The organism is Thiobacillus sp. 65-1402 (genome assembly GCF_001897685.1).
In the GTDB taxonomy this organism is placed as follows: Bacteria; Pseudomonadota; Gammaproteobacteria; order Burkholderiales; family Thiobacillaceae; genus Thiobacillus.
On sequence record NZ_MKUG01000045.1, the window covers coordinates 1 to 26,236 of the forward strand.

General features: G+C 63.8%; 20 protein-coding genes. 18 read left to right on the forward strand and 2 right to left on the reverse strand.

The features are described from left to right. Positions 1–49 precede the first annotated feature (49 nt). The 4 genes from BGO62_RS03650 to BGO62_RS03665 are packed head-to-tail and all read left to right on the forward strand — an operon-like array spanning position 50 to position 3,567. Positions 50–1,534, forward strand: a complete 1,485-nt coding sequence (locus tag BGO62_RS03650; protein ID WP_296639460.1) for an NADH-quinone oxidoreductase subunit M — start codon at positions 50–52, stop codon at positions 1,532–1,534. Between the two features lie 9 nt (positions 1,535–1,543). After that, positions 1,544–2,989 carry an NADH-quinone oxidoreductase subunit NuoN gene (gene nuoN, locus BGO62_RS03655; RefSeq protein WP_296639416.1) on the forward strand — a complete coding sequence of 482 codons (1,446 nt, stop codon included), beginning with the start codon at positions 1,544–1,546 and terminating at the stop codon, positions 2,987–2,989. 56 nt (positions 2,990–3,045) lie between these two features. Next, complete coding sequence (locus tag BGO62_RS03660) at positions 3,046–3,348, forward strand: DUF2818 family protein (RefSeq protein WP_296639417.1); 303 nt, start codon at positions 3,046–3,048, stop codon at positions 3,346–3,348. Further along, a complete protein-coding gene (locus BGO62_RS03665) occupies positions 3,349–3,567 on the forward strand; it encodes an RNA-binding S4 domain-containing protein (protein ID WP_296639419.1) in 219 nt (72 codons plus the stop codon). 2 nt (positions 3,568–3,569) lie between these two features. On the opposite strand, the gene BGO62_RS03670 is transcribed toward BGO62_RS03665, so the two are convergent. Both BGO62_RS03670 and mutS read right to left on the reverse strand, forming a co-directional pair. After that, complete coding sequence (locus tag BGO62_RS03670; RefSeq protein ID WP_296639421.1) at positions 3,570–3,839, reverse strand: AF1514 family protein; 270 nt, start codon at positions 3,837–3,839, stop codon at positions 3,570–3,572. Further along, positions 3,836–6,373, reverse strand: a complete 2,538-nt coding sequence (gene mutS / locus BGO62_RS03675) for a DNA mismatch repair protein MutS (RefSeq protein ID WP_296639462.1) — start codon at positions 6,371–6,373, stop codon at positions 3,836–3,838. The genes BGO62_RS03670 and mutS overlap by 4 nt, the downstream gene beginning before the upstream one ends. Positions 6,374–6,725: 352 nt before the next feature. On the opposite strand from mutS, the gene BGO62_RS03680 reads away from it, so the two are divergent. The 14 genes from BGO62_RS03680 (at position 6,726) to BGO62_RS03745 (ending at position 26,177) form a co-directional block, all read left to right on the forward strand. Continuing rightward, the gene (locus BGO62_RS03680) at positions 6,726–9,998 is read left to right on the forward strand and encodes a PAS domain S-box protein (RefSeq protein ID WP_296639422.1); all 3,273 of its coding nucleotides are present in this window, start codon (positions 6,726–6,728) and stop codon (positions 9,996–9,998) included. Positions 9,999–10,049: 51 nt separating this feature from the next. Further along, entirely contained in the window at positions 10,050–10,682 is a 633-nt protein-coding gene (locus BGO62_RS03685; protein WP_296639423.1) for a response regulator transcription factor, read from the forward strand. A 312-nt stretch (positions 10,683–10,994) separates the two neighbouring features. Then, positions 10,995–11,372, forward strand: a complete 378-nt coding sequence (locus BGO62_RS03690; RefSeq protein WP_296639425.1) for a response regulator — start codon at positions 10,995–10,997, stop codon at positions 11,370–11,372. 177 nt (positions 11,373–11,549) lie between these two features. After that, positions 11,550–12,545 carry a methyl-accepting chemotaxis protein gene (locus BGO62_RS03695; RefSeq protein ID WP_296639427.1) on the forward strand — a complete coding sequence of 332 codons (996 nt, stop codon included), beginning with the start codon at positions 11,550–11,552 and terminating at the stop codon, positions 12,543–12,545. 10 nt (positions 12,546–12,555) lie between these two features. After that, on the forward strand, positions 12,556–12,924 hold the full coding sequence (locus BGO62_RS03700) for a response regulator (protein ID WP_296639430.1): 369 nt from the start codon (positions 12,556–12,558) through the stop codon (positions 12,922–12,924). 22 nt (positions 12,925–12,946) lie between these two features. Beyond that, a complete protein-coding gene (locus tag BGO62_RS03705; protein WP_296639432.1) occupies positions 12,947–13,267 on the forward strand; it encodes an STAS domain-containing protein in 321 nt (106 codons plus the stop codon). 35 nt (positions 13,268–13,302) lie between these two features. Beyond that, complete coding sequence (locus tag BGO62_RS03710) at positions 13,303–15,477, forward strand: chemotaxis protein CheA (protein WP_296639463.1); 2,175 nt, start codon at positions 13,303–13,305, stop codon at positions 15,475–15,477. Between the two features lie 57 nt (positions 15,478–15,534). Beyond that, on the forward strand, positions 15,535–17,175 hold the full coding sequence (locus BGO62_RS03715) for a methyl-accepting chemotaxis protein (protein ID WP_296639434.1): 1,641 nt from the start codon (positions 15,535–15,537) through the stop codon (positions 17,173–17,175). A gap of 9 nt (positions 17,176–17,184) precedes the next feature. Continuing rightward, entirely contained in the window at positions 17,185–17,736 is a 552-nt protein-coding gene (locus BGO62_RS03720) for a chemotaxis protein CheW (protein WP_296639436.1), read from the forward strand. Between the two features lie 66 nt (positions 17,737–17,802). Continuing rightward, positions 17,803–18,606 (forward strand): protein-glutamate O-methyltransferase CheR, encoded by an 804-nt coding sequence (locus BGO62_RS03725; protein ID WP_296639437.1) that lies wholly within the window; start codon positions 17,803–17,805, stop codon positions 18,604–18,606. A gap of 16 nt (positions 18,607–18,622) precedes the next feature. Next, a complete protein-coding gene (locus BGO62_RS03730) occupies positions 18,623–19,132 on the forward strand; it encodes a chemotaxis protein CheD (RefSeq protein ID WP_296639439.1) in 510 nt (169 codons plus the stop codon). A 12-nt stretch (positions 19,133–19,144) separates the two neighbouring features. Continuing rightward, entirely contained in the window at positions 19,145–20,221 is a 1,077-nt protein-coding gene (locus BGO62_RS03735; protein ID WP_296639441.1) for a chemotaxis response regulator protein-glutamate methylesterase, read from the forward strand. A gap of 80 nt (positions 20,222–20,301) precedes the next feature. Next, positions 20,302–23,247, forward strand: a complete 2,946-nt coding sequence (locus BGO62_RS03740; protein ID WP_296639442.1) for an EAL domain-containing protein — start codon at positions 20,302–20,304, stop codon at positions 23,245–23,247. After that, positions 23,244–26,177 carry a PAS domain S-box protein gene (locus BGO62_RS03745; RefSeq protein ID WP_296639444.1) on the forward strand — a complete coding sequence of 978 codons (2,934 nt, stop codon included), beginning with the start codon at positions 23,244–23,246 and terminating at the stop codon, positions 26,175–26,177. The genes BGO62_RS03740 and BGO62_RS03745 overlap by 4 nt, the downstream gene beginning before the upstream one ends. Positions 26,178–26,236: the final 59 nt, after the last annotated feature.

A 26,236-nucleotide genomic window follows, 5' to 3' on the forward strand; every position in this document is an offset into this window, starting at 1 on the left:
CCTGGTTCGCACGGCTCAACTAGCCGTGCCTAATTGAAATCCCATGCCCATGTTCGGACAATCGATCCTCTCTCTCGTCATCTGGGTGCCGATTCTGGCTGGAGTGGCGGTGCTCGCCACCGGTTCCGACCGCCACGCGCCGCTCGCCCGCTGGCTGTCGCTGGGCGGTGCGCTGGCGGGCCTGATCGTGGCGATTCCGCTGGTCACCGGCTTCGACACCGCTACCTCGGCAATGCAGTTCGTCGAGAAGACGACATGGATACCGGCGTTCAACGTCCACTACCACCTCGGCGTCGACGGCATTTCGATGCCGCTGATCCTGTTGAACAGCTTCATCACCGTGCTGGTGGTGATCGCCGGCTGGCAGGTGATCCAGGACAGGGTCGCGCAGTACATGGCCGCCTTTCTCATCATGTCCGGCCTCATCAACGGCGTGTTCGCGGCGCTCGACGGCATCCTGTTCTATGTTTTTTTCGAAGGCATGCTGATCCCGCTGTACCTGATCGTCGGCGTCTGGGGCGGGCCGAACCGCGTGTATGCCGCAATCAAGTTCTTCCTCTACACCCTGCTCGGCTCGCTGCTGATGCTGGTGTCGATGATCTATCTCTATTTCCAGTCGGGCGGCAGCTTCGACATCCAGACCTGGCATGCCACCACGCTCGGCATGACGGCGCAGACGCTGATGTTCTTCGCCTTCCTGCTGGCGTTCGGGGTCAAGGTGCCGATGTGGCCGGTGCATACCTGGCTGCCCGATGCCCACGTCGAGGCGCCGACCGGCGGCTCGGTGGTGCTGGCGGCGATCACGCTGAAGGTCGGCGCCTACGGCTTCCTGCGCTTCATCCTGCCGATCCTGCCGGATGCCAGCCACGAGCTCGCCTGGTTCGTCATCATGCTGTCGCTGATCGCGGTCGTCTACATCGGTCTGGTCGCGCTGGTGCAGACCGACATGAAAAAGCTCATCGCCTATTCGTCGATTGCGCACATGGGCTTCGTCACCCTGGGCTTCTTCCTGTTCAATCCGCTCGGCTGGGAGGGCGGGCTGGTGCAGATGATCTCGCACGGCTTCGTGTCGGCGGCGCTGTTCCTCTGCATCGGCGTCATGTACGACCGCCTACATTCGCGCCAGATCAAGGACTATGGCGGCCTGGCCGGCAGGATGCCGGTATTTGCCGCCTTCTTCATGCTGTTCGCCATGGCCAACGCGGGGCTGCCTGCCACCAGCGGCTTCGTCGGCGAGTTCATGGTCATCATGGCGGCCACCCAGGTCAACTTCTGGTATGCCCTCATCGCCGCCACCACGCTGATCACCGGCGCGGCCTACACGCTGTGGATGTACAAGCGGGTGGTGTTCGGCAACGTCACCAACCCGAAGGTCGAGGCGATGCGCGACATCGATGCGCGCGAGATCCTGCTGCTCGGTGTGCTTGCCTTGTGCGTGCTCGGCATGGGCCTCTATCCCAAGCCCTTCACCGATGTGATGCACGCGTCGGTAGTCGACCTGTTGGCGCATGTCGCCCAAAGCAAACTGCCTTAAGGTTCCGAAATGCGCGATTCCCTCATTCAATTTGCGCCCGTGCTGCCCGAGATCTTCGTGCTGGCGATGGTCTCGCTGATCCTGCTGGTCGATGCCGCCGTCGATGACGGCAAGCGCACCATCGCCTACGTGTTGTCGCTCGTCACGCTGGCCGGTGCGGCTTTCCTCACCGTGCGCGATTTTTCGACCATGCCGCTGCTGGCGCTCGGCGGCCTCTTCATCGACGACCCGCTGGCGGACGTGCTGAAGCTGTTTCTCTATCTGACCGTCGCGGCGGTGCTGGTGTATTCGCGCGGTTATCTGCGCGAGCGCGGACTCTACAAGGGCGAGTTCTTCGTGCTGGCGCTGTTCGCGCTGCTGGGCATGATGGTGATGGTGTCGGCCAGCCATTTCCTCACCCTGTATCTCGGTCTCGAACTGCTGTCCTTGTCCTTGTACGCAATGGTCGCGCTGCGGCGCGATTCCAGCATGGCGACCGAAGCGGCGATGAAATATTTCGTGCTGGGCGCGCTGGCGTCGGGCATGCTGCTCTACGGCATGTCGATGGTCTACGGCGTCACCGGTTCGCTGGCGCTGGGCGATATTGCACAGAATCTGGCCGACGGCACCGACCTGCGCATTCCGCTGGTATTCGGCATCGTCTTCATCGTCGCCGGGGTGGCGTTCAAGCTCGGCGCGGTGCCGTTCCATATGTGGGTGCCGGATGTTTATCATGGCGCGCCGACCGCGATGACGCTGTTCATCGGCAGCGCGCCCAAGATCGCCGCGTTCGCCTTCGCGGTGCGCATTCTCGGACAGGGGCTGGAGTCGCAGGTGGCGGAATGGCGCGACATGCTGGTGATCCTGGCGGTGCTGTCGATGGCCGTGGGCAACATCGCCGCCATCGCGCAGAGCAACCTCAAGCGCATGTTCGCCTATTCGACCATCTCGCACATGGGCTTCATGCTGCTGGGCATCCTGGCGGGCTCGCACAACGGCTACGGCAGCGCGATGTTCTACGTGCTGGTGTACACGCTGATGAGCCTGGGCGGCTTCGGCATGATCCTGCTGCTGTCGCGCGCCGGCTTCGAGGCCGACCAGCTCGACGATTTTAAGGGACTCAACCGGCGCAGCCCGTGGCTGGCTTTCCTGATGCTGCTCTTGATGTTCTCGATGGCCGGCATTCCGCCCACCGTCGGCTTCTACGCCAAGCTCGCCGTATTGCAGGCGGTGGTCGAGATCGGCTATGTGTGGCTGGCGGTGGCGGCCGTGCTGTTCTCGCTGGTCGGCGCGTTCTACTACCTGCGCGTCGTCAAGCTGATGTATTTCGATGCGCCGCACGATACTGCGCCGATCCTTGCCCGCCCCGACGCCCGTCTCATCATGTCGGCCAACGGCCTGGCCGTGCTGGCGCTCGGCATCCTGCCGCAACCGCTGATGGTGATATGCGTGACCGCCATCGGTGCGTCTTTCTGAACCAAATCACGCCGGAGCGGGTCTGTGCTCCGGTATCACCCGTTTTCGGAACCATCGTGAATTTTTCCACCTCCCTGCTGCTGATCCTGGCCTTTGCCGCGGCCAACCTGCCGTTTCTTGCCAGGCGTATCTTTTTCGTCGTTCGGCCCAAGTCCGGCAGCAAGGCCTTTTCCTGGCAACTGCTGGAGCTGGTCGTACTGTTCTTCGTGGTCGGCGGCATCGCGCTGCTGCTGGAAGGCAAGCTCGGCGACGTCCACAAGCAGAACTGGGAGTTCTACGCGGTCAATGCCGCGCTGTTCGTGGTGTTCGCCTATCCGGGATTCGTCTACCGCTATCTGTGGCGGCGGCGCGGGGCGTAAATGGGCACTCGGGAATTCCAGCTGCGTGGCGAGCACGTCGCGCTGTGCGACCTGCTCAAGCTCGCCGGCATCGCCGACAGCGGGGGGCAGGGCAAGCTGATGATCGCCAATGGTGAGGTGACGGTCGATGGCCAGCCGGAGAGCCGCAAGACGGCGAAAATCCGGGCGGGCCAGACGGTCAGCTGCCTCGGCCAGACGGTCAGGGTTCTGCCGGCCTAAGCCTAGAGAAAACAGAAAAAGAAACGCCCGGAATCGAATTCCACCGCCAGCCGCGCGCCGCGGTTCTTCGCATAGTCCCACGATCCCTTGGTGGCGCAGCCCTCGTGGCATTCGCTCACTCCGGCAGGGGATTCGAGATCGCGTTCGCGGTCGTACCAGCTCAACAACATGGTGTCGTCGCCCAACTGCCGCTGGGCGATGGCTGTCGCCAGCTTTAATGCGGCGTTGAAGTCGAGCCCGAGTTCGGAAGTGTCGAGACGAAGGGTTTTCATGGGGCGCTGTCGGTCAGCGCCTTCAGGGCGTAAAGCATGTCCAGCGCCGCCTTCGGCGTGAGCGTGTCGGGATCGAGTTCGCGCAGCTGGTCGAGCGCGGGATGCGGCGGCGGTGCGTCGTTGGGCAGGTGGGCGGCGAACAGGTCGCCCTGCGGGCCGGGTTGCAGCTGGGCGTCCTCGAGTTCGCGCAGATGACGCCGTGCTGCCACGATCACCGGGCTCGGCACCCCGGCCAGCCGCGCCACCTGGATGCCGTAGCTCTGCGAGGCCGGGCCTTCCTCCACCGCGTGCAGGAACACCAGGCCGGCGCCATGCTCCTTGGCGTCGAGATGGACGTTGGCGAGTTGCTTGAACTCGTTGGCGAGCTGGGTCAGTTCGAAATAGTGGGTGGCGAACAGGGTGAAGGCGCGGGTGGCGGCGACCAGATGGCGCGCCACCGCCCACGCCAGCGCCAGGCCGTCGAAGGTGGAGGTGCCGCGGCCGATCTCGTCCAGCAGCACCAGGCTGTTGGCGCTGGCGTTGTGCAGGATGTGCGCGGTTTCGGTCATCTCGACCATGAAGGTCGAACGGCCGCCGGCGAGATCGTCGGACGCGCCGATGCGGGTGAAGATCTGGTCGATGTCGCCGATTTTCGCCGAACTGGCGGGCACCCACAGGCCGCAGCAGGCCAGCAGCGTCACCAGTGCCACCTGCCGCATATAGGTCGATTTGCCGCCCATGTTGGGGCCGGTGATCAGCAGCATCTGGCGGCTGCGGTTGAGTGCGGCGTCGTTGGGGATGAAGTGCTCGACCTGCGCCTCGACCACCGGATGGCGGCCGCCGCGGATGACGATGCCCGGATCGCCGGCGTACTCGGGCGCGCACAGCCTGAGCGCACCGGCGCGTTCGGCCTGGCTCGCCAGCACGTCGACTTCGGCAAGCGCCGCGGCAATCGCAAGCAGGTCCGGCACGTGCGGCGTCAGCGATTCCAGCAGCGCGTCGAACAGCGCCTTTTCGCGCGCCAGCGCGCGCTCCTGCGCCGACAGCGCCTTGTCCTCGAAGGCTTTCAGTTCCGGCGTGATGTAGCGTTCGGCGTTTTTCAGCGTCTGGCGGCGGCGGTAGTCGTCGGGGACCTTGTCCGACTGCGCGCGGCTGACTTCGATGTAGAAGCCGTGCACCTTGTTGTATTCGACCTTGAGGGTGGCGATGCCGGAGCGTTCGCGCTCGCGTTTTTCCAGCTCCAGCAGGAAGGCGCCGGCGTCGCGCGTCAGCGCGCGCAACTCGTCGAGCTCGGCATCGTAGCCGTCGGCGATGACGCCGCCCTCGCGCAGCACGCTGGCGGGCTCAGGCTGGACGGCGCGGGCGAGCAGGACATGCAGGTCGGGACGCGCAGCGAGCGCCGCCTGCAGCGCCGACAGGCGTGCATGGTCGCCGGGCAGCGCGGCGGCGAGTTCGGGCAAGAGCGCCAGGGTGTCGCGCAGGCCGGAGAGGTCGCGCGGGCGTGCGTTCTTCAACGCGATGCGTCCGCTGATGCGTTCGACGTCGGCGCAGCCTTTCAGCAACCGGCTGAGGGAAACAGCGGCTTCCGGCAGTGCTGCCAGCACACCGATGGCGTCGCGCCGCCGCATCAATATGTCACGGTCGCGCAGCGGGTGGTGCAGCCAGTGCCGCAGCAGTCGCGTGCCCATGCCGGTGGCGGTGGTGTCGAGCACCGACAGCAGGGTGGGCGCCGCTTCGCCGCGCAGCGTTTCGGTGAGTTCCAGGTTGCGCCGGGTGGCGGCGTCGAGCTGCACGTAATCGCTGTCGCGCTCGGCGCGAATCGCCTGGATATGCGGCAGCGCGGTGCGCTGGGTGGTCTGGATGTAGTCGAGCAGGGCGCCCGCGGCGGCGATGGCCAGCGGCAGGTCGGCCACGCCGAAGCCAGCCAGATCGCGGCTGCCGAATTGCTGCGCCAGCCGGGTTTCCGCCGCCGCCGCGTCGAACTGCCACGGCGCCAGCCGGCGCACCGCGCAAGGGGCACCTTCAAGCATGAAATCGTCGGGCGCCAGGATTTCCGCCGGCCGCACTCGCGCCAGCAGGGCGGGCAGGGCCGCCGGGCTGGTTTCGCTGACCTGGAAGCGGCCGGCGGCAAGGTTGAGCCAGGCGACGCCGAGCGTCGCCGCATCAAGCTTGCCGCCGGGGGCGAGCGCCAGAATCAGCGTGTCGCGCGTCTCGTCCAGCAGGCCCGAATCCGTCAGGGTGCCCGGCGTCACGATGCGCGACACCTGCCGTTCCACCGGCCCCTTGCTGGCGGCCGGATCGCCCACCTGTTCGGCGATCACCACCGATTCGCCCAGCTTCAGTAGCCGCGCCAGGTACTGTTCGGCGCTGTGGTAGGGCACGCCGGCCATCTTGATCGGCGCACCGGCCGAGGCGCCGCGTGTGGTGAGCGTGATGTTCAACAGTCGCGCGGCTTTCTCGGCGTCGTCGAAAAACAGCTCGTAAAAATCGCCCATGCGGTAGAACAGCAGCATGTCGGGATGCTGCGCCTTGATGCCCAGGTACTGCTGCATCATCGGCGTGTGCTTTTCTATTGCCTTGTCCAGCAAGATATTGTCCAGTTAAAACAAATGGTTATGCAGAATCTCCCGTGCGGGAATCACCGGCTCTAGCCGGTGACTGCACCCAGATGCGAACGAAATGTAGTTAAGATGCGGCTGGAAAAGCTTGTATGGGATAGGCCGCAGTGAATAGCTGGATGATACGCGACAAGAGGATTGCGGCGGCGCTACAGTTTCGAAGCGGGCAAGGTGTGGCCCGAACCGTGAAAACAATCATGCGAATAGTCGTACCTTGAGCGATATCCCCCCTCACCTGACCGAACCCGCTCCTTGTCGCGCCTGCGCCGCCGTCCGCCGGATGGCGGGGATGGCGCTCGCCGTTGCCATGGCGGCGGTTTTTGCCGGCATCTGGTCGGCGCCGGATGTGGTCCGCGCGCGCGTACCGATCTTGGCAGGAATGGGGCTCAATACTTCCGTCGCGCTGCTGCTGGCGGGTATGGCCTTGCTGCTGCCGCGTCTCAGGCCTTGGCTGGGCGGGCTCATCGTAGCGATCAGTGCGGCGGTACTCGGGCAATATTTTTTTGCCTGGATGCCGACCGACGGTTTCTGGCGCATTGCGCTCAATATCGATGGACGCAGCTTGCCCTGGCCTTGGCGTATGTCTCCCCTCGCCGCTTTTTCCCTGCTGTGCGCGGGTTTGGCGCTGGCCGCCCTCGACCGGCCGCGCAAGTTGCCCGGGCAGATCCTGTTGCAGGCCGCGCCCGGGCTCATCCTGGCAGCCGTAGTGGGCGGCGCGCTCAATCGCAGCCTCGATGGCCTGCTGTTCGTGGCTACCCTCGATCGCCATGCCGTCATGAGCCTGCCCACCATGGTGGCTTTGTGCATATGGGTCTCCGGTTATCTTGCGGCCATGGCCGAAACCCCCTGGTTTCGCCGTTTTTACGCCGCGCGCGAGGAGCGGCAAGCCCTGGCAATCGGCCTGATTGGATTCACCGCCGCGCTGTTGCTCGGCAGCGCGGCTTCCGTTGCCGTGCTCGGCAAGCAGATGCAGGCGACGGTGGAGGAGGAGTTGTCCAGCTCGGTACGGACGCAGGCAGCCATCTTTCCGCTGGTGCTGTCATCGGCATTGCACAGCCTGCATGCCCGGACGGGCGGGCTTGCGTCGCGCGCGGATCTGCCAGCCGCGCTGCGCGAGATGGCCGGTTCGGGCGGCTCGGCGTGGCTGGAAGGCAGCGACGGCGCCGTCAGGCTGCATGCAGGCCTGCCTCCGCCCGATCCACGGTTTCGCCTGCGCCTTGACAGCGCGAGCCCTGCCTGGCTGACCTGGAATCGCGGCTGGATGCTGGAAATCCGTTTGCCAGCCGCGCCGGGGCAGGGAACCATCGTGGTGCAGGAGCCGATGCCCGAGCTTGAGCGCCTGTTTACGGAAGCGCTGTCGGATACGGCGGGCGGGGTGGAAACGCGCCTGTGCGGACGTGCCGGCAGCGAGCACATGGTTTGCCTTCCTTCTGCATTCATGCCGCGTCCGTTGCTGGCGCCGATGCGCTACAAGGATGAGCCGGTCCCGATGTGGTACGCCCTCGACGGGCAGCGTGGCGTCGTCGCTGCGCCGGATTACCGGGGAGCCATGGTGGTTGCCGCCTACGTGCCGGTGGCGGAACTCGGTCTCGGCATGGTGCGCAAAGTGGACGTCGACAAGATGTACCAGCCAATCCGCACCGCCGTGTGGCGGGCGATTGCGATCATGGCGGGTATCGGCATAATCGCTGCGCTGCTGATCCATCTGCGGGTCCGCTTTGTGGTGCGGCGCGCCGTCGACACCGGACGGCAGTTGCGCGGCGTGCTGGAAGCGCTGCCGGTCGGCGTGTGGCTGACGGACGCATCCGGGCATTTCATCCTGAACAACCCTGCCGGCAGCCGCATCTGGGCAGGCGAACGCTGGATCGGCATCGACCGGCTGGACGAGTACAAGGGCTGGTGGCACGACACGGGCAAGCGCATCGAGGCGCACGAGTGGGCGCTTGCCCGCGCCATCGAGCGCGGTGAAACCTCTCTTGATGAAATCATCGACATCGAGTGTTTCGACGGCAGCCGTAAAGTCATCAGCAATTCGGCCTTGCCGCTGCACGACGAAGAGGGCGCCGTCGCCGGGGCCGTGGTGGTCGCCAAGGACATCACCGAGCAGGTGCGGGCGGATGCGGAAATCCGGCGTCTGGAATGCGAGTTTCACTCCCTGGCCGAGAACCTGCCGGACATCGTTTCCCGATTCGACAGCGAATTGCGCCGTGTTTATGTCAATCCCGAGATCGAGAAATCCACCGGCATGTCGCGGCAAACCCTGCTGGGCAAGACCTATGCCGAACTCGGGGTGCCGGACAAAGAGGTGGAAATATGGACCAATGCCTTGCGCCGGGTCTTTTTCACCGGCGAGCCGGAAATGTTCGAATTCAAATTTACGACGAAGCGCGGTGTGGTCAAGTACTACCACACCCGAGCCGTGCCGGAATGCGATGCATCGGGAAAGGTGGTATCGGTATTGACCATTGCGCGCGACATTTCCACCCTCAAAGGCGCCGAAGCGGTGTTGCGCGAAAGCGAGGAACGCCTGCACGGCATCACCTCCAACGTGCCGGGCATGGTGTTCCAGTGCTGCCGGCATGCCAGCGACGAAGAACTGCAGTTCACCTACATCAGCAATGGAGCGAAATGGCTGCTGGGCCTGGATACGGCAGCGATCCTGCGGAACGGACGCGCGTTCACCGGCTTCATCGTCCCGGACGACGAGCGCTCCTTCCATGACAGCCTGGCGCAGTCGCAGGAAGAACTGTCGTTCTGGAATTGGGAAGGGCGCATCGTTACGGCGGATGGCGAGACGCGATGGATCAACCTGCGCGCCACCCCGCGCCGCCACGGCGAAAACGTATGCATGTGGGATGGCGTTGCGATCAACATTACCGAAAGCAAAACCAGCGAAGAAAAACTCGTCGATTCGAAAAACATGCTGCGCGAGCTTTCCGCGCATCTTGAAAGCGTGCGCGAGGAAGAGCGCAAGCGCATTGCACGCGAAATTCACGACGAGCTGGGACAAACGCTCACCGCGCTGCGGATGGATGTTTCGCTGGCGCGTCTCGGCTTCGGCGAAGCCAACCCGCAGCTCATGGCTCGCCTGCAATCAATGAAGCAGCTGGTGGACCGCACCATCAAGACCGCGCGGCATGTCACGTCGAGCCTGCGGCCGGGGGCGCTGGATCTCGGTATCGTCGCCGCACTGGAATGGCTAGTCGAGGAATTCATCGAGTATGCGGGCATCCCCTGCGAACTTGTGCTGGGCGATGGCGACATCACCCTGGACGAGTTCACCGCGACCGCCGTATTCCGCATCGTCCAGGAGTCGCTGACCAATATCGCGCGCCATGCCGAAGCGACCCAGGTCGAAATCGTTGTGACCCGGACCGAGGGCCAGCTCTGCTTCGAAGTGAGCGACAATGGCAAGGGGTTCGATCCGCATGCCGAGGCAAGCCGTAAGTCGTTCGGCCTGGTCGGCATTCGCGAGCGGGTGGCGATGATGGAAGGCGATTTTGAGCTGGCCAGCGAACCGGAACGGGGTACGCGCATTCGCGTGTGCGTCCCCGTGGCATGACCGCGGCGTTTACCCAACCGTGACCCACCCCGTCCAACCGAGGCTTCCAGGATGATCAGGCTCATCATTGTCGACGACCATGCCATTGTGCGTCACGGGCTCAAACAGATACTTGCGCTGGCGCCCGACATAAGCGTTGTCGGCGAGGCCGGCGGAGGCAAGGAGCTTCAGGCCGTGCTCGCGCGAACTGCCTGCGATCTTGTCCTGCTCGACATGAACATGCCGGGTCTGGCGGGCGTTGAACTGATCGAATGGATGCACGCGGAATATCCGGATTTGCCGATTCTGATATTGAGCATGCATGTCGAGGGGCCGATCGCCAGTCGCGCGCTCAAGGCGGGCGCCAGCGGTTATCTGACCAAGGACAGCGAGCCGGAAATCCTCGTCGGGGCCATTCGCAAGGTCTCCGGCGGAGGGAAATTCATCGATGCCGCACTGGTCGAAAAACTCGTGTTCGACCATGCACCGGAAAGCAGCACCCCGCATGAAGTCTTGTCGGAGCGGGAGCTCCAGGTGTTCCTCATGCTCGCTTCCGGCAGGACGATAAGCGAGATCGCGGGCGACTTGTTCCTGAGCATCAAGACGGTCAGCACGCACAAATTCCGTCTCATGCGGAAACTGAATCTCCAGACATCGACCGACCTGGTTCGCTATGCCATCCGCCATCGATTGATCGACGGCTGAGATTTTTCCTGCGCACCGCATCAAGCGTCGCTGCGCCGCCGGCCGCACACCTGCGCACCGGCTTTGTCCGGACTGGGCGAAGCGGCTCAACGAACCGTTCCATCCAGGACGGCGCGAAAACGCTGCCGGGTTCAAGTCTTGCCCGGTCGTCCCCTAGGATTATTCCTACCCCGCTGTGGGCAACTGCTGACGCAAAAGCAGATTATGCCGACTTCATTTCCCCCTGATCGCTTTCGATAATGAATCTCGGAATGGTTGTCAGGCTTGTATCCGCTTGCCCGGATTGCCCGGCCTAATGTGGGACTGAAGGGAATGAAATTACTGCTGGTCGAGTCATCGACTCTGCTGCGGGAGCGCCTGGCGGCCATGCTGGCCAGCCTTGGATGCGCCGAGATCGTGGAAAGCACTGCGGCTGAGGATACGAATCGGATCATGCGCCTCGTGCAGCCGGAAATTGTGGTCATGGATGCCAGGCTGCCGGATGAAAGTGGCTGCGAGGCACTTGCCAGGGTGAGACATGCATGCCCTTCGGCATGCCTGATCGTGATGAGTTCCTACTCGTCGGAGCCATACAGAAAACGCTGGCTGCAAGCAGGGGCGGATCACTTTTTCGATCTGTCCGCCCAGCTCGACCTGTTGCTGAATGTAGTGCGGCGTCATAGCCAGGCGCCTCTGCGTGCGGTGCCATGACATGAATATCGACAAGTGGAAGGTGGTATGGAATTCAATGCGAGTGAAGGCCTGACGACAGATGCTGCGATCGGTATTGGCAGCGTGGAGCTCGCGGTGCTCGGGATATTGATTTTCGCCTGCGGCGCGGCGTGCGGATGGATCGCACATCGATTCAGGGAATCCAGGCGCGCCGCCATGCTTGAGCGGACGCGCGAGACGTCCATGCGGGGTGCGGCGGGCAATTGCAGCCCCCATCTCGACACGGTATGCGCCAGCGTATTGCCGATCTGGTCGCTGCAGGTGGAGGCGGGGCGCGCACAGACGGAGGAGGCGATTACCGCGCTCGCCGTGCGCTTTTCCGGCCTGGTGGGAAAACTGGAGACGGCGGTGTCCGCCTCGCAATCGACGGCGGGCGGCAACGGCGCGAAACAGGGGCAGGATGGCCTGGTGGATCTGCTCGAGACAAGCCAGCGGGATCTCGGCTCGATCATCGATTCGCTGCGCGAGTCCACCGTTTCCAAGCAAAGCCTGCTGCGGGAGGTGGATCAGCTGGCCTTGTTTACGGGTGAACTGAAGCAGATGGCGGCCGAGGTCGGCAGCATTGCCATGCAGACCAACCTGCTCGCGCTCAACGCCGCCATCGAAGCGGCGCGTGCCGGCGAGGCAGGGCGGGGGTTCGCCGTGGTCGCCGACGAGGTGCGCAAGCTTTCCACGCTGTCCGCTGAAACGGGCAAGCGAATCAGCCAGGGAGCGGAACAGGTCAATGCCGCGATCGCCTCCGCCGTGGCCGCGTCCGAGCAGTCGGTGACGCGGGATACCGAGTCGGTGACGCATTCCGAAGCGGTTATCGGGCAGGTGATCGAGCGTTTTCACGGCGTGGCGAGCCGCTTGACGGAGTCTTCAAGCATCCTGAACGAGGCCAGCATGGGCATCCGGGACGAGATTTCCGATGTGCTGGTCTCGCTGCAGTTTCAGGATCGCGTGAGCCAGATTCTCTCGCATATCCGCGACGACATACGCAAGTTCGAAGCGCATGTCAACGAATGCCTGGACACCGGGCAATGCGCGCCGATCGATGCGCAGGCATGGCTGGACGAATTGTCGAAAACCTACACCACGACCGAACAGCGGGAGATGCACGGCGGCGCCAGCGCCAGCCAGTCGAGCAGTTCGGAAATCACCTTCTTTTAGGGAGAAAACTATGGCAAAAACCATCATGGTCGTCGACGACTCGGCTTCGCTACGCCAGGTCGTAAGCATCGCGCTCAAGGGCGCCGGATTCGACGTCATCGAAGCGTGCGACGGGAAGGACGGCCTGTCCAAGATCAACGGACAGAAGATTCATCTCATCATCAGCGACGTCAACATGCCGAACATGGACGGCATCACCTTCGTGCAGGAGGTCAAGAAGCTGGCGAACTACAAATTCACGCCCATCATCATGCTCACCACCGAATCGCAGGAGGCGAAAAAGCAGGCAGGGCAGGCGGCAGGCGCCAAGGCCTGGGTGGTCAAACCCTTCCAGCCGGCGCAGATGCTGGCTGCCGTGTCGAAGCTGATCATGCCCTGAAGCCGGCGACGGGGAGCACACCATGCACATCAACGCACAGCAGGAAAACGGCATTTGCAGGCTGCAAATGGAAGGCGAACTCACCATCTACCAAAGCCTGGAAATCAGGGATGGATTGATGGCGCATCTGGCTGCCAGCGCTGAGATCGAGCTTGACCTCAGTGGCGTCACCGAGATGGATACCGCCGGATTTCAGCTGCTGCTGGCGGCGAAGCGCGAAGGCACCCGCCTGGGCAAGGCCGTGCGTTTCGTATCCCATAGCCAGGCCGCGCTGGAAGTGATCGACCTCTACGACATGGCAGCCCAGTTCGGCGATCCCCTGCTGCTTTCAGCTCGACAGTAACAGCCGTCATAGATACCAAGGAGACGAGAGTGAGCATGGATCAGGCATTGCAGACCTATATCGAGGAAGGCCGCGGGCTGCTCGAGGAAATGGAGGGCATCCTGCTGCGGCTCGAAAGCGAGCCGCAGGAAGAGGAAACGGTCAACGCCATGTTTCGCGCCGCGCACACCATCAAGGGCTCCGCGGGCTTGTTCGGGCTCGACGCGATCGTGGCGTTTACCCATGTCGTCGAAAATGCGCTCGACGAGGTGCGTGAAGGCGCGCTGGCCGTCAACGGCGAGCTCGTCGAGCTGCTGCTCAAATGCTGCGACCATATCGGCCTGCTGATCACCGTGGTGGCGGAAGCCGGGGAAGCGCTCGATGCGGAACAGGCGGCTGCGGGCGAGGCGATCGCCGCCGCGCTGCGATCCTTGCTGGGAGGCGAAGCCGCGGCGGACGCCGCCATGCCCGCGGTTCACGAGGCCCGGCTTGCTGCGAGCGGCGGCGGACTGCTCGAAGGCGACTATTGGCACCTGTCGCTCGTCTTTGGGCGCGAGGTGCTGAAGAACGGCATGGACCCCATTTCCTTCATCCGCTACCTCGCGACCATTGGCGATATCGTCTCGCTCAGGATAGACGACAGCGAGCTGCCGGAACTGAATGCGATAGATCCGGAGTCCTGCTACTTGAGCTTCTCGATCGAATTCAAGAGCGAGGCGGACAAGAAAACCATCGAGGATGTCTTCGAGTTCGTGCGGGAGGACTGCAAGCTGCGCATCTTCCCGCCGCCGAGCCATCTCGCCGCTTTCGTCGACCGGCTCGAGCACGCGAGCGGCAATACCGACATGCTCGGCCAGTTGCTGATCGAGGCCGGCATTCTCACCGGACACGAGCTGGAGGATGCGCTGGCATCCCAGGAAAGCATGGCGGCGGCCTGCGGCGGCGCCAAGCCGCCCATCGGCGAAGTCCTGGTCAACGAAGGCGTGGTGCAGAAAGAGGTGATGGATGTGGCGCTGGAGAAGCAGCGCCAGATTCGCGACCACAAGGCCCAGGAAGCCAAGTTCATTCGCGTGAGCGCGGAAAAGCTCGACGAACTCATCAATCTCGTCGGCGAACTCGTCATTGCCGGCGCCGGCGCCTCGCTGCTGGCCCAGCGTTCCGGCGACGCGGCGCTGCACGAGTCCACCTCCGTCGTCTCGGGGCTGGTCGAGGAAATCCGCGACGGTGCGCTCAAGCTACGCATGGTGGAAATCGGCGAGACCTTCAACCGCTTCCAGCGCGTGGTGCGCGATGTGAGCAAGGAACTCGGCAAGGACATCGGCCTGGAGATCGGCGGCGCGGAAACCGAACTGGACAAGACGGTGGTCGAGAAAATCGGCGACCCGCTCATGCATCTCGTGCGCAACGCCATGGATCACGGCATCGAACCGGCCGCGGCGCGCGCCGCAGCCGGCAAGCCGGCGAAGGGCAGCCTGCGGCTGAACGCCTACCACGACTCCGGCAGCATCGTGATCGAAGTGGCGGACGACGGCGGCGGCCTGAAAAAGGAAAGAATCCTCAAGAAGGCGATCGAACGCGGCATCGTCAGCCCGGGCCAGAGCCTGTCGGACAACGAGATTTACAACCTCGTTTTCGAGGCGGGATTTTCCACCGCGGACCAGGTCACCAATCTCTCCGGCCGCGGCGTCGGCATGGATGTGGTCAAGCGCAACATCCAGGCGCTGCGCGGCAGCGTCGACATCGAAAGCGCGGAGGGACGCGGCACCACGGTGCGCATCCGGTTGCCGCTCACCCTGGCGATCATCGACGGTTTCCTGGTCGGCGTGGGCAAGTCGGCTTTCGTGGTGCCGCTCGACATGGTGCTGGAATGCATCGAGCTGTCCGAAGCGGACAGAAAGGCCGCCGATACGCGCAACTACGTCAATCTGCGCGGCGAGGTGCTGCCCTTCGTTCGCCTGCGCGATCAATTCGAAGTCAAGACGGCCGCGGGCAAGCGTGAAAACATCGTGGTCGTGCAATACGGTGGGCAGAAGGCCGGATTCGTGGTGGATGAGCTGATGGGCGAATTTCAGACCGTCATCAAGCCGCTGGGCAATGTATTCAGGAATTTGCGGGGTATTTCCGGTTCCACGATTCTGGGAACCGGCGAAGTGGCGCTGATTCTCGACGTGCCGACGCTGGTGCAGCTCGCTGTCGCGCGGGATGAGCAGATGGCCATGCATGGCGCGTGAGCGGGTTGGATTCTTGGGATTTTTATTTTTTCAGAGATAAACAAGGGAGGCACGGCAATGTTCAAGAACATGAAGATCGGGGTGCGGTTGGGGGTGGGGTTTGGCCTGGTTGTGGTGCTGATGGTGGCGATCGCCATCATTGGAATCACCCGCATGGCCGTCCTCAACGAGTCGCTGGAAAACGTCAACCATGACAAATGGCCGAAAGTCCTGTTGCTGCAGGACGGACTCGCCGGCGTCAACGCAATCGGCCTCGGCGCGCGCGACATCCTGATGGCGACGGACCAGCCGGGTATCCAGGCAGCGAAGGAGCGCATCCTCGAGGGGCGCAGCAACATCGGCAAGGCCTGGGAGAAGCTCAAGCCGACGCTGGTTCAGCCCAAGGGAATCGAGATGTTCCAGCTGATCCTTGAATCGCGCGAGCGATTCATCGCGGCGCAAAACCAGATCATCAAGCTTGCCGAGGAAGGCAAGGCGGAAGAAGGCCGGGCATTCATGGAATCCGAGTTCCGCCCGGCGGCGAACGAGTACCGCAAGCGCGTCAACGACCTCGTCCAGTTCCAGGGTGAGCTGATGAACGAGCTGGGGAACATGGCGAGCGAGCAATACAGCCAGGCGCGGACACTGATGCTCGCCATGGGCGCGGCGGCCTTCCTGCTCGCGGTAGGGATCGCCTTCTGGGTCACCCGTTCCATCACCCGTCCGCTCGGCCAGGCCGTGGGCGTGGCCAACAGCCTTTCCGAGGGCGATTTCAGCGTGACGATCGATGTGCAGTCGAGGGACGAGACCGGCATGCTGCTCACCGCGATGAAGAACATGGTGGAAAAGCTTTCGCAGATCATCACCGAGGTGCGCGGCGCGGCTGACAACCTTTCCAGCGCGTCCGAAGAAGTGTCCGCAACGGCGCAATCCCTCTCCCAGGCTTCCAGCGAACAGGCGGCCAGCGTGGAAGAGACGTCCGCCAGCGTCGAGCAGATGTCCGCATCCATCAGCCAGAATACCGAGAACGCCAAAGTGACCGACGGCATGGCGTCGAAGGCGGCGAAGGAGGCCACCGAAGGCGGTGAGGCGGTGAAGCAGACGGTGACCGCGATGAAGAGCATCGCCGGCAAGATCGGCATCATCGACGACATTGCCTACCAGACCAACCTGCTGGCGCTGAATGCCGCCATCGAGGCGGCGCGCGCCGGCGAGCACGGCAAGGGCTTCGCGGTGGTGGCGGCGGAAGTGCGCAAGCTGGCGGAACGCAGCCAGGTGGCGGCGCAGGAGATCGGCGAACTGGCGGGCGGCTCGGTTGACCTGGCGGAGCGGGCCGGCAAGCTGCTGGACGAGATGGTGCCCTCCATCAACAAAACTTCCGACCTGGTGCAGGAAATCACCGCCGCCTCCGAGGAGCAATCCTCCGGCGTCGGGCAGATCAACACGGCCATGACCCAACTGAACCAGATCACCCAGCAGAACGCCTCCAGTTCGGAAGAACTGGCCGCCACCGCCGAGGAAATGAGCAGCCAGGCCGAGCAGCTGCAGCAGGCCATGGGCTTCTTCCTGCTCGAGAGCGGCGCCGGCGCGGCTTCGGGCGCCAGAAAACCGGCCACCCAGAAAACTGTCCAGGTGGCGCACGCCAGGAACGCCGGCAGCAAGCCGGCGCCGAAAGCCATGGCAGGCGCCAGCGACGAACTTGAGTTCGTCAAGTTCTGAGGAGGCGACATGAGTGCGCTAGTCAAAGTGGACGAACGGACGGGACTGGCTGCGCCGCAGGATCAGCAGCAGTACCTGACCTTCATGCTGGGGGGCGAGACGTTCGCCATCGGCATCCTCGCCATCAAGGAAATCATCGAGTACGGCAACCTCACCGAGGTGCCCATGATGCCGGACTACATCCGCGGGGTGATCAACCTGCGCGGCAGCGTGGTGCCGGTGGTGGACCTCTCCACGCGCTTCGGCCGCAAGAGCACGGAACTCACCCGCCGCACCTGCATCGTCATCATCGAAGTGGCGTCCGATCAGGAGACGCAGGTGGTGGGCGTGGTGGTGGATGCGGTGAACGAGGTGCTGGAAATACCGCAGGACCAGATCGAACCGCCGCCGGCCTTCGGCGCGAAGATTCGCACCGACTTCATCCGCGGCATGGGCAAGGTGGACAGCAAGTTCGTGATCATCCTGAACGTCGGCAATGTGCTGTCGATCGACGATCTGGCATTGCTGGAGCAGGCGAATGCGCAGGGCATGGGGCCCGCGAACGGGGTTGCGGCGGGATGATCGGGATCAAACAAGAGCTGGGCGGCGGTTTCATGCCGAACGGGCTGAACCGGGAGGGAGCGGAGCATGCAGGCGTCCACGCTGTCCGATCAGGAGTTCGGTGAATTCCAGCGGCTGATCTACCGGCTCGCTGGGATCAGCCTTTCCCCGGCGAAAAAGGCGCTGGTATGCGGACGTCTTGCGAAGCGGCTGAAGCATTATTCGCTCGACTCCTACCGCGATTATCTGCACCTGCTGACCAGCGGCAAGGAACCGGCGGAATTGCAGACCGCGCTGGACCTGCTCACCACCAACGAAACCTATTTCTTTCGCGAGCCCAAGCACTTCGAGTTCCTGCAGCAGCGCATCCTCGCCGAGCGGCGCCCCGGCTCGCCGTTCCGCGTGTGGAGCGCGGCCTGCTCAAGCGGCGAAGAACCTTTCACCCTGGCGATGGTGTTGGCCGATCGGCTGGGCGAGACGCCATGGGAAATCGTCGCCTCCGACATCAGCACGCGCGTGCTGGAACGGGCGCGCAGCGGGCTGTATGCGATGGAGCGCGCCCGCCATATTCCGCAGCGCTACCTGCAGGAATACTGTCTCAAGGGTGTGGGCTCGCAGGAAGGCCGTTTCCTCATCGACAAGCGCCTGCGCGCGCGCGTGAGTTTCCAGCAGATCAACCTCAACGAAACCCTGCCGCAGCTGGGCGAGTTCGACGTGGTTTTCCTGCGCAATGTGATGATCTACTTCAATACCGACACCAAGGCGCGGGTGGTCGAGCGCATCGCCGCCACGCTCAAGCCCGGCGGCTACCTGATCATCGGCCACTCGGAAAGCCTCAACGGCGTGACCGACGTGCTGGGTGCGGTGCGGCCATCGGTATACAGAAAATAGGCCGGCGATATCACCCATGCGCAAGCCGCCCCACGTCATCGAAATTTTCCTCAACCCCGGCGAGTTCTACTTCGGGGATCGGGATGTCCGCATCCGGACGATCCTGGGTTCCTGCGTTTCCATCACGCTCTGGCATCCGAAACTGCTGATCGGCGGCATGTGCCACTACATGCTGCCAAGCCGGCAAGGGCGGGAAACGCGGCTGGCGGACGGCAAGTACGCGGACGAGGCGCTCGGGCTCCTGTTCGAGGAGATACGCAGGAGCGGCACGGCGCTTGAGGACTACGAGGTCAAATTGTTCGGCGGCGGCAACATGTTTCAGCGGCAGGTCGATGCCGGGCAAAGCCATATCGGGATCAAGAATGCCGAGGCCGGACGGCATCTGCTGAAGCACCATGGGCTGCGCGCGGCGTCGGAGGATCTGGGCGGCGCCGGCCATCGCACGGTGCTGTTCGATATCTGGTCGGGCCATGTATGGGTGCGCCAGTTCGCCCCCAAGGGCGTCGAATATTGCAATGGCTCTTAAAGCAAGGGATCTATGTCGAAACGCATAAAAGTCCTGGTCGTGGACGATTCCGCCGTGGTGCGGCAGGTGCTGTCCGAAGTGCTCAACGGCGATGCCGGCATCGAGGTGATCGCCGTTGCGCCCGACCCCATTTTCGCCCAGGAGAAGATGAAGAAGCAGTGGCCGGACGTGGTCGTCCTGGACGTCGAAATGCCGCGCATGGATGGCATCACGTTTCTCAGGAAAATCATGGCGGAACGGCCGACGCCGGTGGTGATCTGCTCGTCGATTTCGCAGAAGGGATCGGAAACCGCCATGCAGGCCCTGGCGGCAGGCGCAGTCGGCGTCGTCCCCAAGCCGGGCATCGGCAACCGGCGCGCGGCGCTGGAAGATGCCGCCGCGGATCTGATTCGCGCCGTGAAAACCGCGGCGCACGCCAATGTCCGCAACCTGAAGATCAACAGCGCCGTGCCGCCCGTCGCCGTGATGCCCAAGCTCAACGCCGACGCGATCCTGCCTGCCGCGAGCCAGGCCATGGCGCAGACCACCGAGCGCATCGTCGCCATCGGCACCTCGACCGGCGGTACCCAGGCGCTGGAAGCGGTGCTGACCGCGTTGCCGCGCGTGTCGCCCGGAATCGTCATCGTGCAGCACATGCCCGAGAAGTTCACCGCCTCCTTCGCGGCCCGGCTCGATACCCTGTGCCAGATCGAGGTGCGCGAGGCGCAGAACGGCGATCGCGTCATGCCCGGGCGGGCGCTGATCGCCCCCGGCGGCAGGCACATGCTGCTCAAGCGCAACGGTTCCCAGTATCACGTCGAAGTGGTGGATGGCCCGGTGGTCAACCGCCACCGGCCGTCGGTGGACGTGCTGTTCCGTTCGGTGGCCAAGTTCGCGGGCAGGAATGCCTTGGGCGTCATCATGACCGGCATGGGCGATGACGGCGCGCGCGGCCTCAAGGAAATGCGCGATGCGGGCGCGGCCACCGTGGCGCAGGACGAGGCCAGCTGCGTGGTCTATGGCATGCCCAAGGAAGCGGTGAAACTGGGCGGGGTGGATCGCAGCGCATCGCTGCAGGCGATTCCGGCAGAGATCATGAAATATGCGTGAACGCCAAGCGGGGTTGAATATCCGTGTCTGATCACCAGGCCGCGCCGGCACAGGCGCGTCAATTATTCCTTGCCGATGGCATGGGTACTGCCCTGCTCGCGATCGCCTGCCTGGCGATCCTGTTCGGCATCGTGCACGCCATGATGCCGCAGCCGGCGGTGCATATCGGAGACTATCTCGCATTCCATAACGTGGCGGAAATCCTCGCCGTGGTGGTGGCGGCCATGATCTTCGGCGTCGGATGGCATGCGGCGAAGGCGCGCGGGCCGGCATTCCCGATGGTGCTGTCCGCGGCCTTCCTCGCGGTGGGCCTGCTGGACGCCGCGCATCTGCTGTCGTATGCGGGCATGCCGCATTTCGTTACGCCGTCAGGCGCGGAAAAAGCCATCAACTTCTGGCTTGCGGCGCGCATCACGGCGGCCGTTGCGCTGCTGGCGGCGGTGCTCATGCCGCGGGTGCCGGTGAACCCCGGCATGCGCTACGCGGCCCTGGCCGCGGCGCTGGCATGGGTCGCTGCAGTGTATTGGGTCGCGCTATACCGGGCGGAATGGCTTCCGGCGACCTTCGTTGCGGGACAGGGGCTGACGCCGTTCAAGATCGGCGTCGAGTATTTCGTCGTCGGGCTGCACCTGGCGGCCGCGCTCGCCATTCTTGCCCGGCTTCGCACGGCCGGCAGCTATGCCGCGCCGCATCTTTTTGCGGCCGTCGGCATCATGGCCTTGAGCGAGCTGAATTTCACGCTCTATAGCGAAGTGAACGACGGATTCAATTTCCTTGGGCATGTCTACAAAATCGTCGCCTACGGTTTTCTCTACCGCGCCGTGTTCGTGGCGGCAGTGCTGCAGCCTTATCGCGAGCTGGCCGCTTCCGAGAAAAGCGCCCAGAAAAGCGAGCAACGCTTCCGCATGATTTTCGATGCGGCGCCGGATGCCGTATTCCTGCTCGACGCGGAAGGACGCATCGCGATGGCGAATTCGACCGCGGAAACGATGCTGGGTTACAGCCACGAGGAGATGATCGGCCAGCCGATGGACATCCTGGTTGCGGAAAACATGCGCGCCATCTATGCGGAGCAGCGCGGGCGCTGTGCCGCGCATCCAGCGCCGGCATCGACGGCCGTTCAGGCGGACATGGTGGCCCGGCGCAAGGATGGCGAGGACATTCCGGTCTCGATCAGCCTGTCGCAGTTCGAGCTGGACGAACAATGCGAAACCATTGCCGTGGTGCGCGACATCACCACGACCAGGGAAATGGAAAGGCTGCTGCGCCGCCATTCGCAGGAATTCCAGGCGCTGGTGGACAACGCGCCGGACGTGATCGTGCGTTTCGACCGCGACCTGCGTTACCTCTATGCCAATCCGGCGAACGAGCTGGCCATCGGGGTGGAAAATGGCGAATGTCTGGGTAGGACCTGGGATGAACTGGGACTGCCCCCGGAGGCGGCAGCAGTTTGGCAGCACGGCGCGCGCGAGGTGTTCGAACGCGGCGAGGCGGCGACCGTCGAATGTGGGATTGAAATGCCGCGGATGGGTTTGCGCCATTTCCATGTGCGCATGGTGCCCGAGCGGGACATGGAAAACCGGGTTGTCTCGGTGCTGGTGATCGCGCGCGACATCTCGGAGCGCAAGCGCCACGAGGATCAATTGCTTCATCAGGCCCGCCACGATGCGCTGACGGAGCTGCCTAACCGCGCGCTGATCCTGGACCGCCTGCGGCAGGCGATTTCCCACGCGCAGCGCGGCCAGCGGCTGCTCGCTGTGGCGTACCTGGATCTGGACGATTTCAAGAAAATCAACGACACCCTGGGCCATGACGCGGGGGACGCGCTGCTGCGCCAGGTCGCGATGCGGATCAGCGGGGTGTTGCGGCAGGGCGATACCGTGGGCCGCCAGAGCGGCGACGAGTTCATTCTGCTGTTGCCGGATATCGCACACATCGAGGATGCGGCGACCGTGGCCGAAAAGATTCTGGATACGCTGGCATGGCCGTTTTCGCTGAACGGCCGCGAGGTGTATGTGACGGGCAGCCTTGGCCTGTCGGTCTGCCCGTCGGATGGCGAGGATGCCGAATCCCTGCTGCGCAATGCCGATATCGCCATGTACCGCGCCAAGGAAGAAGGGCGCAATGCCTTCCGTTTCTACGTCCCGGAAATGGATGCGCGCATGCGCGCCCGGGTCGAGATCGAACACGATCTGCGCCTGGCCATCAAGCACGGCGAGCTGGTGCTTCACTATCAGCCGCGCGTCAGCCTGATTACCGGAGAAGTGCTGGGCTTCGAGGCGCTGGTGCGCTGGAATCACCCGCGCGAAGACTTGATCGGCCCGGATCGATTCATCGGCGTGGCGGAGGATACCGGCCTCATCATGCCGCTTGGCGATTGGGTTCTGCAGGCGGCTTGCCGGCAGGCGCGACAATGGCAGGACAGGGGGTTTGCGGGGATGCGCATGTCGGTGAACCTTTCGGCGCGGCAATTCCGCGATCCCGGTCTGGTGGAGCGGGTGGAGCGGGTGCTTGCGGAAAGCGGGCTCGATCCGGCTTTCCTCGAACTGGAAATCACCGAGAGCACCGTGATGCACGACAGCGAGGCGGCCATCGGCACCCTGCGCGCGCTCAAGAGGCTCGGCGTTGCGCTGTCAGTGGACGATTTCGGTACCGGCTATTCCTCCTTGTCCTATCTCAAACTGTTTCCGATCGATGTGCTCAAGATCGATCGTTCCTTCGTGCGCGACGTCACGACTGACCCGGACGATGCCGCGATCGTGCGCGCAATCGTCACCCTGGCGCACAGCCTGGGTTTGACGGTGGTGGCCGAAGGGGTGGAGGAGACGGCACAGGCCGCTTTTCTGCGCCATGTGGAATGCGACGAGCTGCAGGGGTATTACTTCAGCCGCCCGCAGCCCGCGGAGGCTGTCGATAGCCTGCTGCGCGGTGTGCGACGGCTGGATATGCACACGCTCGAACGCGAAGGGCCAGCGCGGGCCGTGACCGCCGAGCTTGGGCCGAGCGATGTGTGGGAGAGCGCGTGAGACGTGTGTTCAAAAGCCTGCGTTCCCGCTTGATCGCCTTGATCTTGCTCGCCATGCTGCCCATGCTGGCCATAGCCTGGCTTGTCGGCATGCAGATGTACCGGCACGCCGTCGACGATGTTTACCGCGAGACGAAAACATTGGTGCAGGGCATTTCGCTGGAGCAGGACAAGCATATCAATGCGGCCCGTGAACTGCTGTTCGCCCTGTCGGCCAACCCGGCGATCATCGAGCGTCGGCCGGGGTTCTGCTCGGCTTTCGACGAGGCGCTCGCGCGGCAGCCGATTTTTGCCAATGTCGGCATGACCGATGCCAAGGGGACGGCCATCTGCAGCGGGTCTGCCGAGACGCATCAGAGCAGCTTCAGCGACCGCCTGTGGTTTCACCAGATACGCCAGGGCCATGGTGAGATCGTGGTGGGCGACTACCATCTCGGCGTCATGGTGAAAGCGCCCGTGGTGATCGTCGCCAAGCCCATTCTGGACCGACGCGGCGAGCATCTGGCCTATCTGTTCGTGTCGGTGGACCTGTCCTGGTTCGACCGGCACAACCTCGGCGGTTTATTGCCCGAGGACGCCGAGATGGTTGTTTACGACAACAACGGCGTCATTCTTCACAGCGATTCGGAGTCGGAAATCTGGCGTGGCCAAGCTGTCGGTGCGGCGATGCGGCTGGTTGGCGTGCCGGACCCGGAGACGGGCGTCGTCGAGGGCTACGGCAGGGACGGCATTGCGCGCCTGTTTTCCTTCGCCAAGCTGGAAAGCAGCTCGGCCAGGGAAAATGCGTTTGTCGCCATCGGCATCCCCGCCGACACCGCGCTGGCGCAGGTGCGCCGTACCGGGGGATGGACGATGCTGATTGTGCTGGGCGTGTTCGGCGGAATGTTGCTGTTGGCCTGGGCGGGAACCGAGCGCCTGGTGATCGCGCCGGTGCGCCGCCTGATCCGCCAGGCGAATGCGCATGCGGCGGGCGATCTGGCGCAGCGCAGCGGGGTGGCCGCGGACAGCGAACTGGGCGAGCTCGCGCGCGCGCTGGACGAGATGGCGGCGAAGCTGGCGGAGCGCGATCGCGTATTGGCGCAGCACCTGCATGCGTTCAACGCGCACGCCATCGTCAGCGCCGCGGATATGACAGGGAATATCGTTTACGCCAACGACAAGTTTTGCGAGATCAGCCAGTACAGCCGGGAAGAGGTCATCGGCCAGAATCATCGCCTGGTCAACTCCGGCTTTCATCCGCCCGAGTTCTTCAGCGCGTTGTGGGAAACCCTTTCCCGGGGCCAAGTCTGGCACGGCAACATCCGCAATCGGCGCAAGGACGGCAGCCACTACTGGGTGGCCTCGACCATCGTGCCTTTTTTCGATGAAGGCGGCCGGCTGGAACGTTACTTCTCGATTCGCACCGATATCACGCACGCGCTGGCGGTCGATGCGGAACTTCAGGAAAGCGAGGCGCGTTTCCGGCTGCTGGCCGAGAACGCCAGCGACGTGATTTCGCTGCACGATCCGGATGGCCGCTATTCCTATATCAGCCCATCCTGCGAGCGCGTGCTGGGCTACGCGCCGGCCGATCTGACCGGGCATGACGGCTACGAACTGGTGCATCCGGACGATGCCGTACGGGTACGAAAAGAGCTGCATCAGCCTGCGCTGTTCGGCGAAGCGGGTGAGTGCGGGTATGTCCGGATGCGGCACCGGAATGGCGCATACATCTGGGTGGATGCTTCCGCCGTGCCGACCCGGGACGAGGCCGGGAACATTGCGAGCATTCAGGTCTCGGTTCGCGAAGTGACGGCCCGCAAGCAGGTGGAAGACGAGTTGCGCCTGCACGACCGGGCGATTGCCGCGAGCGGAAGCGGCGTCGTGATCGTCCGGCGCGACGATTTCACGATCGAGTACGCCAACGCAGCCTATGCAGACATCGTCGAGCTTCCGCAGGAGGATATTCGCGGGCTGCGCTGGCCCATACTGGCGGCGTCCGCGGGGAGCGCCGGGGCGTGGCAGCTTTTCCTCGACGCTGTGATCGCGGGCGACGAGATGCATGCGGTGGTGGAGGGCATATCGCGCCGGGGCCGCAAGGTGTGGTGCGATATTTTTGTCTCGCCGGTGCGCAACGAGGCGGGGGAGGTCACCCACTACGTCGTGGCGATCAGCAACGTGACCGAGCAGGTGCTCATGGAGGCGGCGCTGGTGCGCGCCAAGGAGGCGGCAGAACAGGCCAGCCAGGCCAAGTCGAGATTCCTCTCCCATGTCAGCCATGAACTGCGAACGCCGCTCAACGCCATCGTCGGTTTCGCCCAGCTGCTGGAGTCCGACCCCGACACGCCGCTGAACGAGGAACAACGGGACTGCGTCGAGCGCATTCTGGGGGCGGGCTGGCTGTTGCGCGAACTGATCGACGATGTGCTGGACTTGTCCCGAATCGAGGCCGGGCGGCTGGAACTGAAGCCGGAGGACGTCAATGTGCTCGATCTGCTGCGCGAGTGCCAGGAGGCGATCGCCGCGCAGGCCGCCGAGAAAAGGGTGGAGATCGTCAATCCGGGCGGCGAATGCGCCCTGCGGCGGGTGCGCGTCGATGCGCGGCGCTTCAAGCAGGTCGTGCTCAATTTGCTGAGCAATGCGGTGAAGTACAACCGCGAAGGCGGCAGCGTGACGGTGTCCTGCCAGCTGTCGGACAACGGCGTCATGCGCATTGCGGTCAGCGATACCGGCATCGGCATTGCGGCGGAGAAACGGGATGAGCTGTTCCAGTATTTCAGCCGGCTGGGCGCGGAAAACTCCAGTATTCCGGGCATCGGCGTGGGCTTGGCGCTGTGCCGGCATCTGGTGGATTTGATGGGGGGAGAAATCAGTGTGGAAAGCATCCAGGGGGAAGGAAGCCGCTTCACGGTCGAGCTTCCTGTATCGTGCCGTCTGCCGGAAACGGCTTGATGGACACCGTGTATCACGCAGGCCCGATTACCGATTTGTTGATTTTTGAAAGGAGTGGA

Excerpts from the sequence above, each read along its gene's own strand:
- BGO62_RS03690 (WP_296639425.1), top strand. The coding sequence starts at position 10,995 with ATGAAATTACTGCTGGTCGAGTCATCGACTCTGCTGCGGGAGCGCCTG.
- BGO62_RS03695 (WP_296639427.1), top strand. The coding sequence starts at position 11,550 with ATGCTTGAGCGGACGCGCGAGACGTCCATGCGGGGTGCGGCGGGCAAT.
- BGO62_RS03725 (WP_296639437.1), top strand. The coding sequence starts at position 17,803 with ATGCAGGCGTCCACGCTGTCCGATCAGGAGTTCGGTGAATTCCAGCGG.
- BGO62_RS03650 (WP_296639460.1), top strand. The coding sequence starts at position 50 with ATGTTCGGACAATCGATCCTCTCTCTCGTCATCTGGGTGCCGATTCTG.
- BGO62_RS03710 (WP_296639463.1), top strand. The coding sequence starts at position 13,303 with ATGGATCAGGCATTGCAGACCTATATCGAGGAAGGCCGCGGGCTGCTC.
- BGO62_RS03735 (WP_296639441.1), top strand. The coding sequence starts at position 19,145 with ATGTCGAAACGCATAAAAGTCCTGGTCGTGGACGATTCCGCCGTGGTG.
- BGO62_RS03720 (WP_296639436.1), top strand. The coding sequence starts at position 17,185 with ATGAGTGCGCTAGTCAAAGTGGACGAACGGACGGGACTGGCTGCGCCG.
- BGO62_RS03670 (WP_296639421.1), bottom strand. The coding sequence starts at position 3,839 with ATGAAAACCCTTCGTCTCGACACTTCCGAACTCGGGCTCGACTTCAAC.
- BGO62_RS03680 (WP_296639422.1), top strand. The coding sequence starts at position 6,726 with ATGGCGCTCGCCGTTGCCATGGCGGCGGTTTTTGCCGGCATCTGGTCG.
- BGO62_RS03665 (WP_296639419.1), top strand. The coding sequence starts at position 3,349 with ATGGGCACTCGGGAATTCCAGCTGCGTGGCGAGCACGTCGCGCTGTGC.
- BGO62_RS03705 (WP_296639432.1), top strand. The coding sequence starts at position 12,947 with ATGCACATCAACGCACAGCAGGAAAACGGCATTTGCAGGCTGCAAATG.
- BGO62_RS03730 (WP_296639439.1), top strand. The coding sequence starts at position 18,623 with ATGCGCAAGCCGCCCCACGTCATCGAAATTTTCCTCAACCCCGGCGAG.
- mutS (WP_296639462.1), bottom strand. The coding sequence starts at position 6,373 with ATGATGCAGCAGTACCTGGGCATCAAGGCGCAGCATCCCGACATGCTG.
- BGO62_RS03700 (WP_296639430.1), top strand. The coding sequence starts at position 12,556 with ATGGCAAAAACCATCATGGTCGTCGACGACTCGGCTTCGCTACGCCAG.
- BGO62_RS03685 (WP_296639423.1), top strand. The coding sequence starts at position 10,050 with ATGATCAGGCTCATCATTGTCGACGACCATGCCATTGTGCGTCACGGG.
- BGO62_RS03740 (WP_296639442.1), top strand. The coding sequence starts at position 20,302 with ATGGGTACTGCCCTGCTCGCGATCGCCTGCCTGGCGATCCTGTTCGGC.
- nuoN (WP_296639416.1), top strand. The coding sequence starts at position 1,544 with ATGCGCGATTCCCTCATTCAATTTGCGCCCGTGCTGCCCGAGATCTTC.
- BGO62_RS03715 (WP_296639434.1), top strand. The coding sequence starts at position 15,535 with ATGTTCAAGAACATGAAGATCGGGGTGCGGTTGGGGGTGGGGTTTGGC.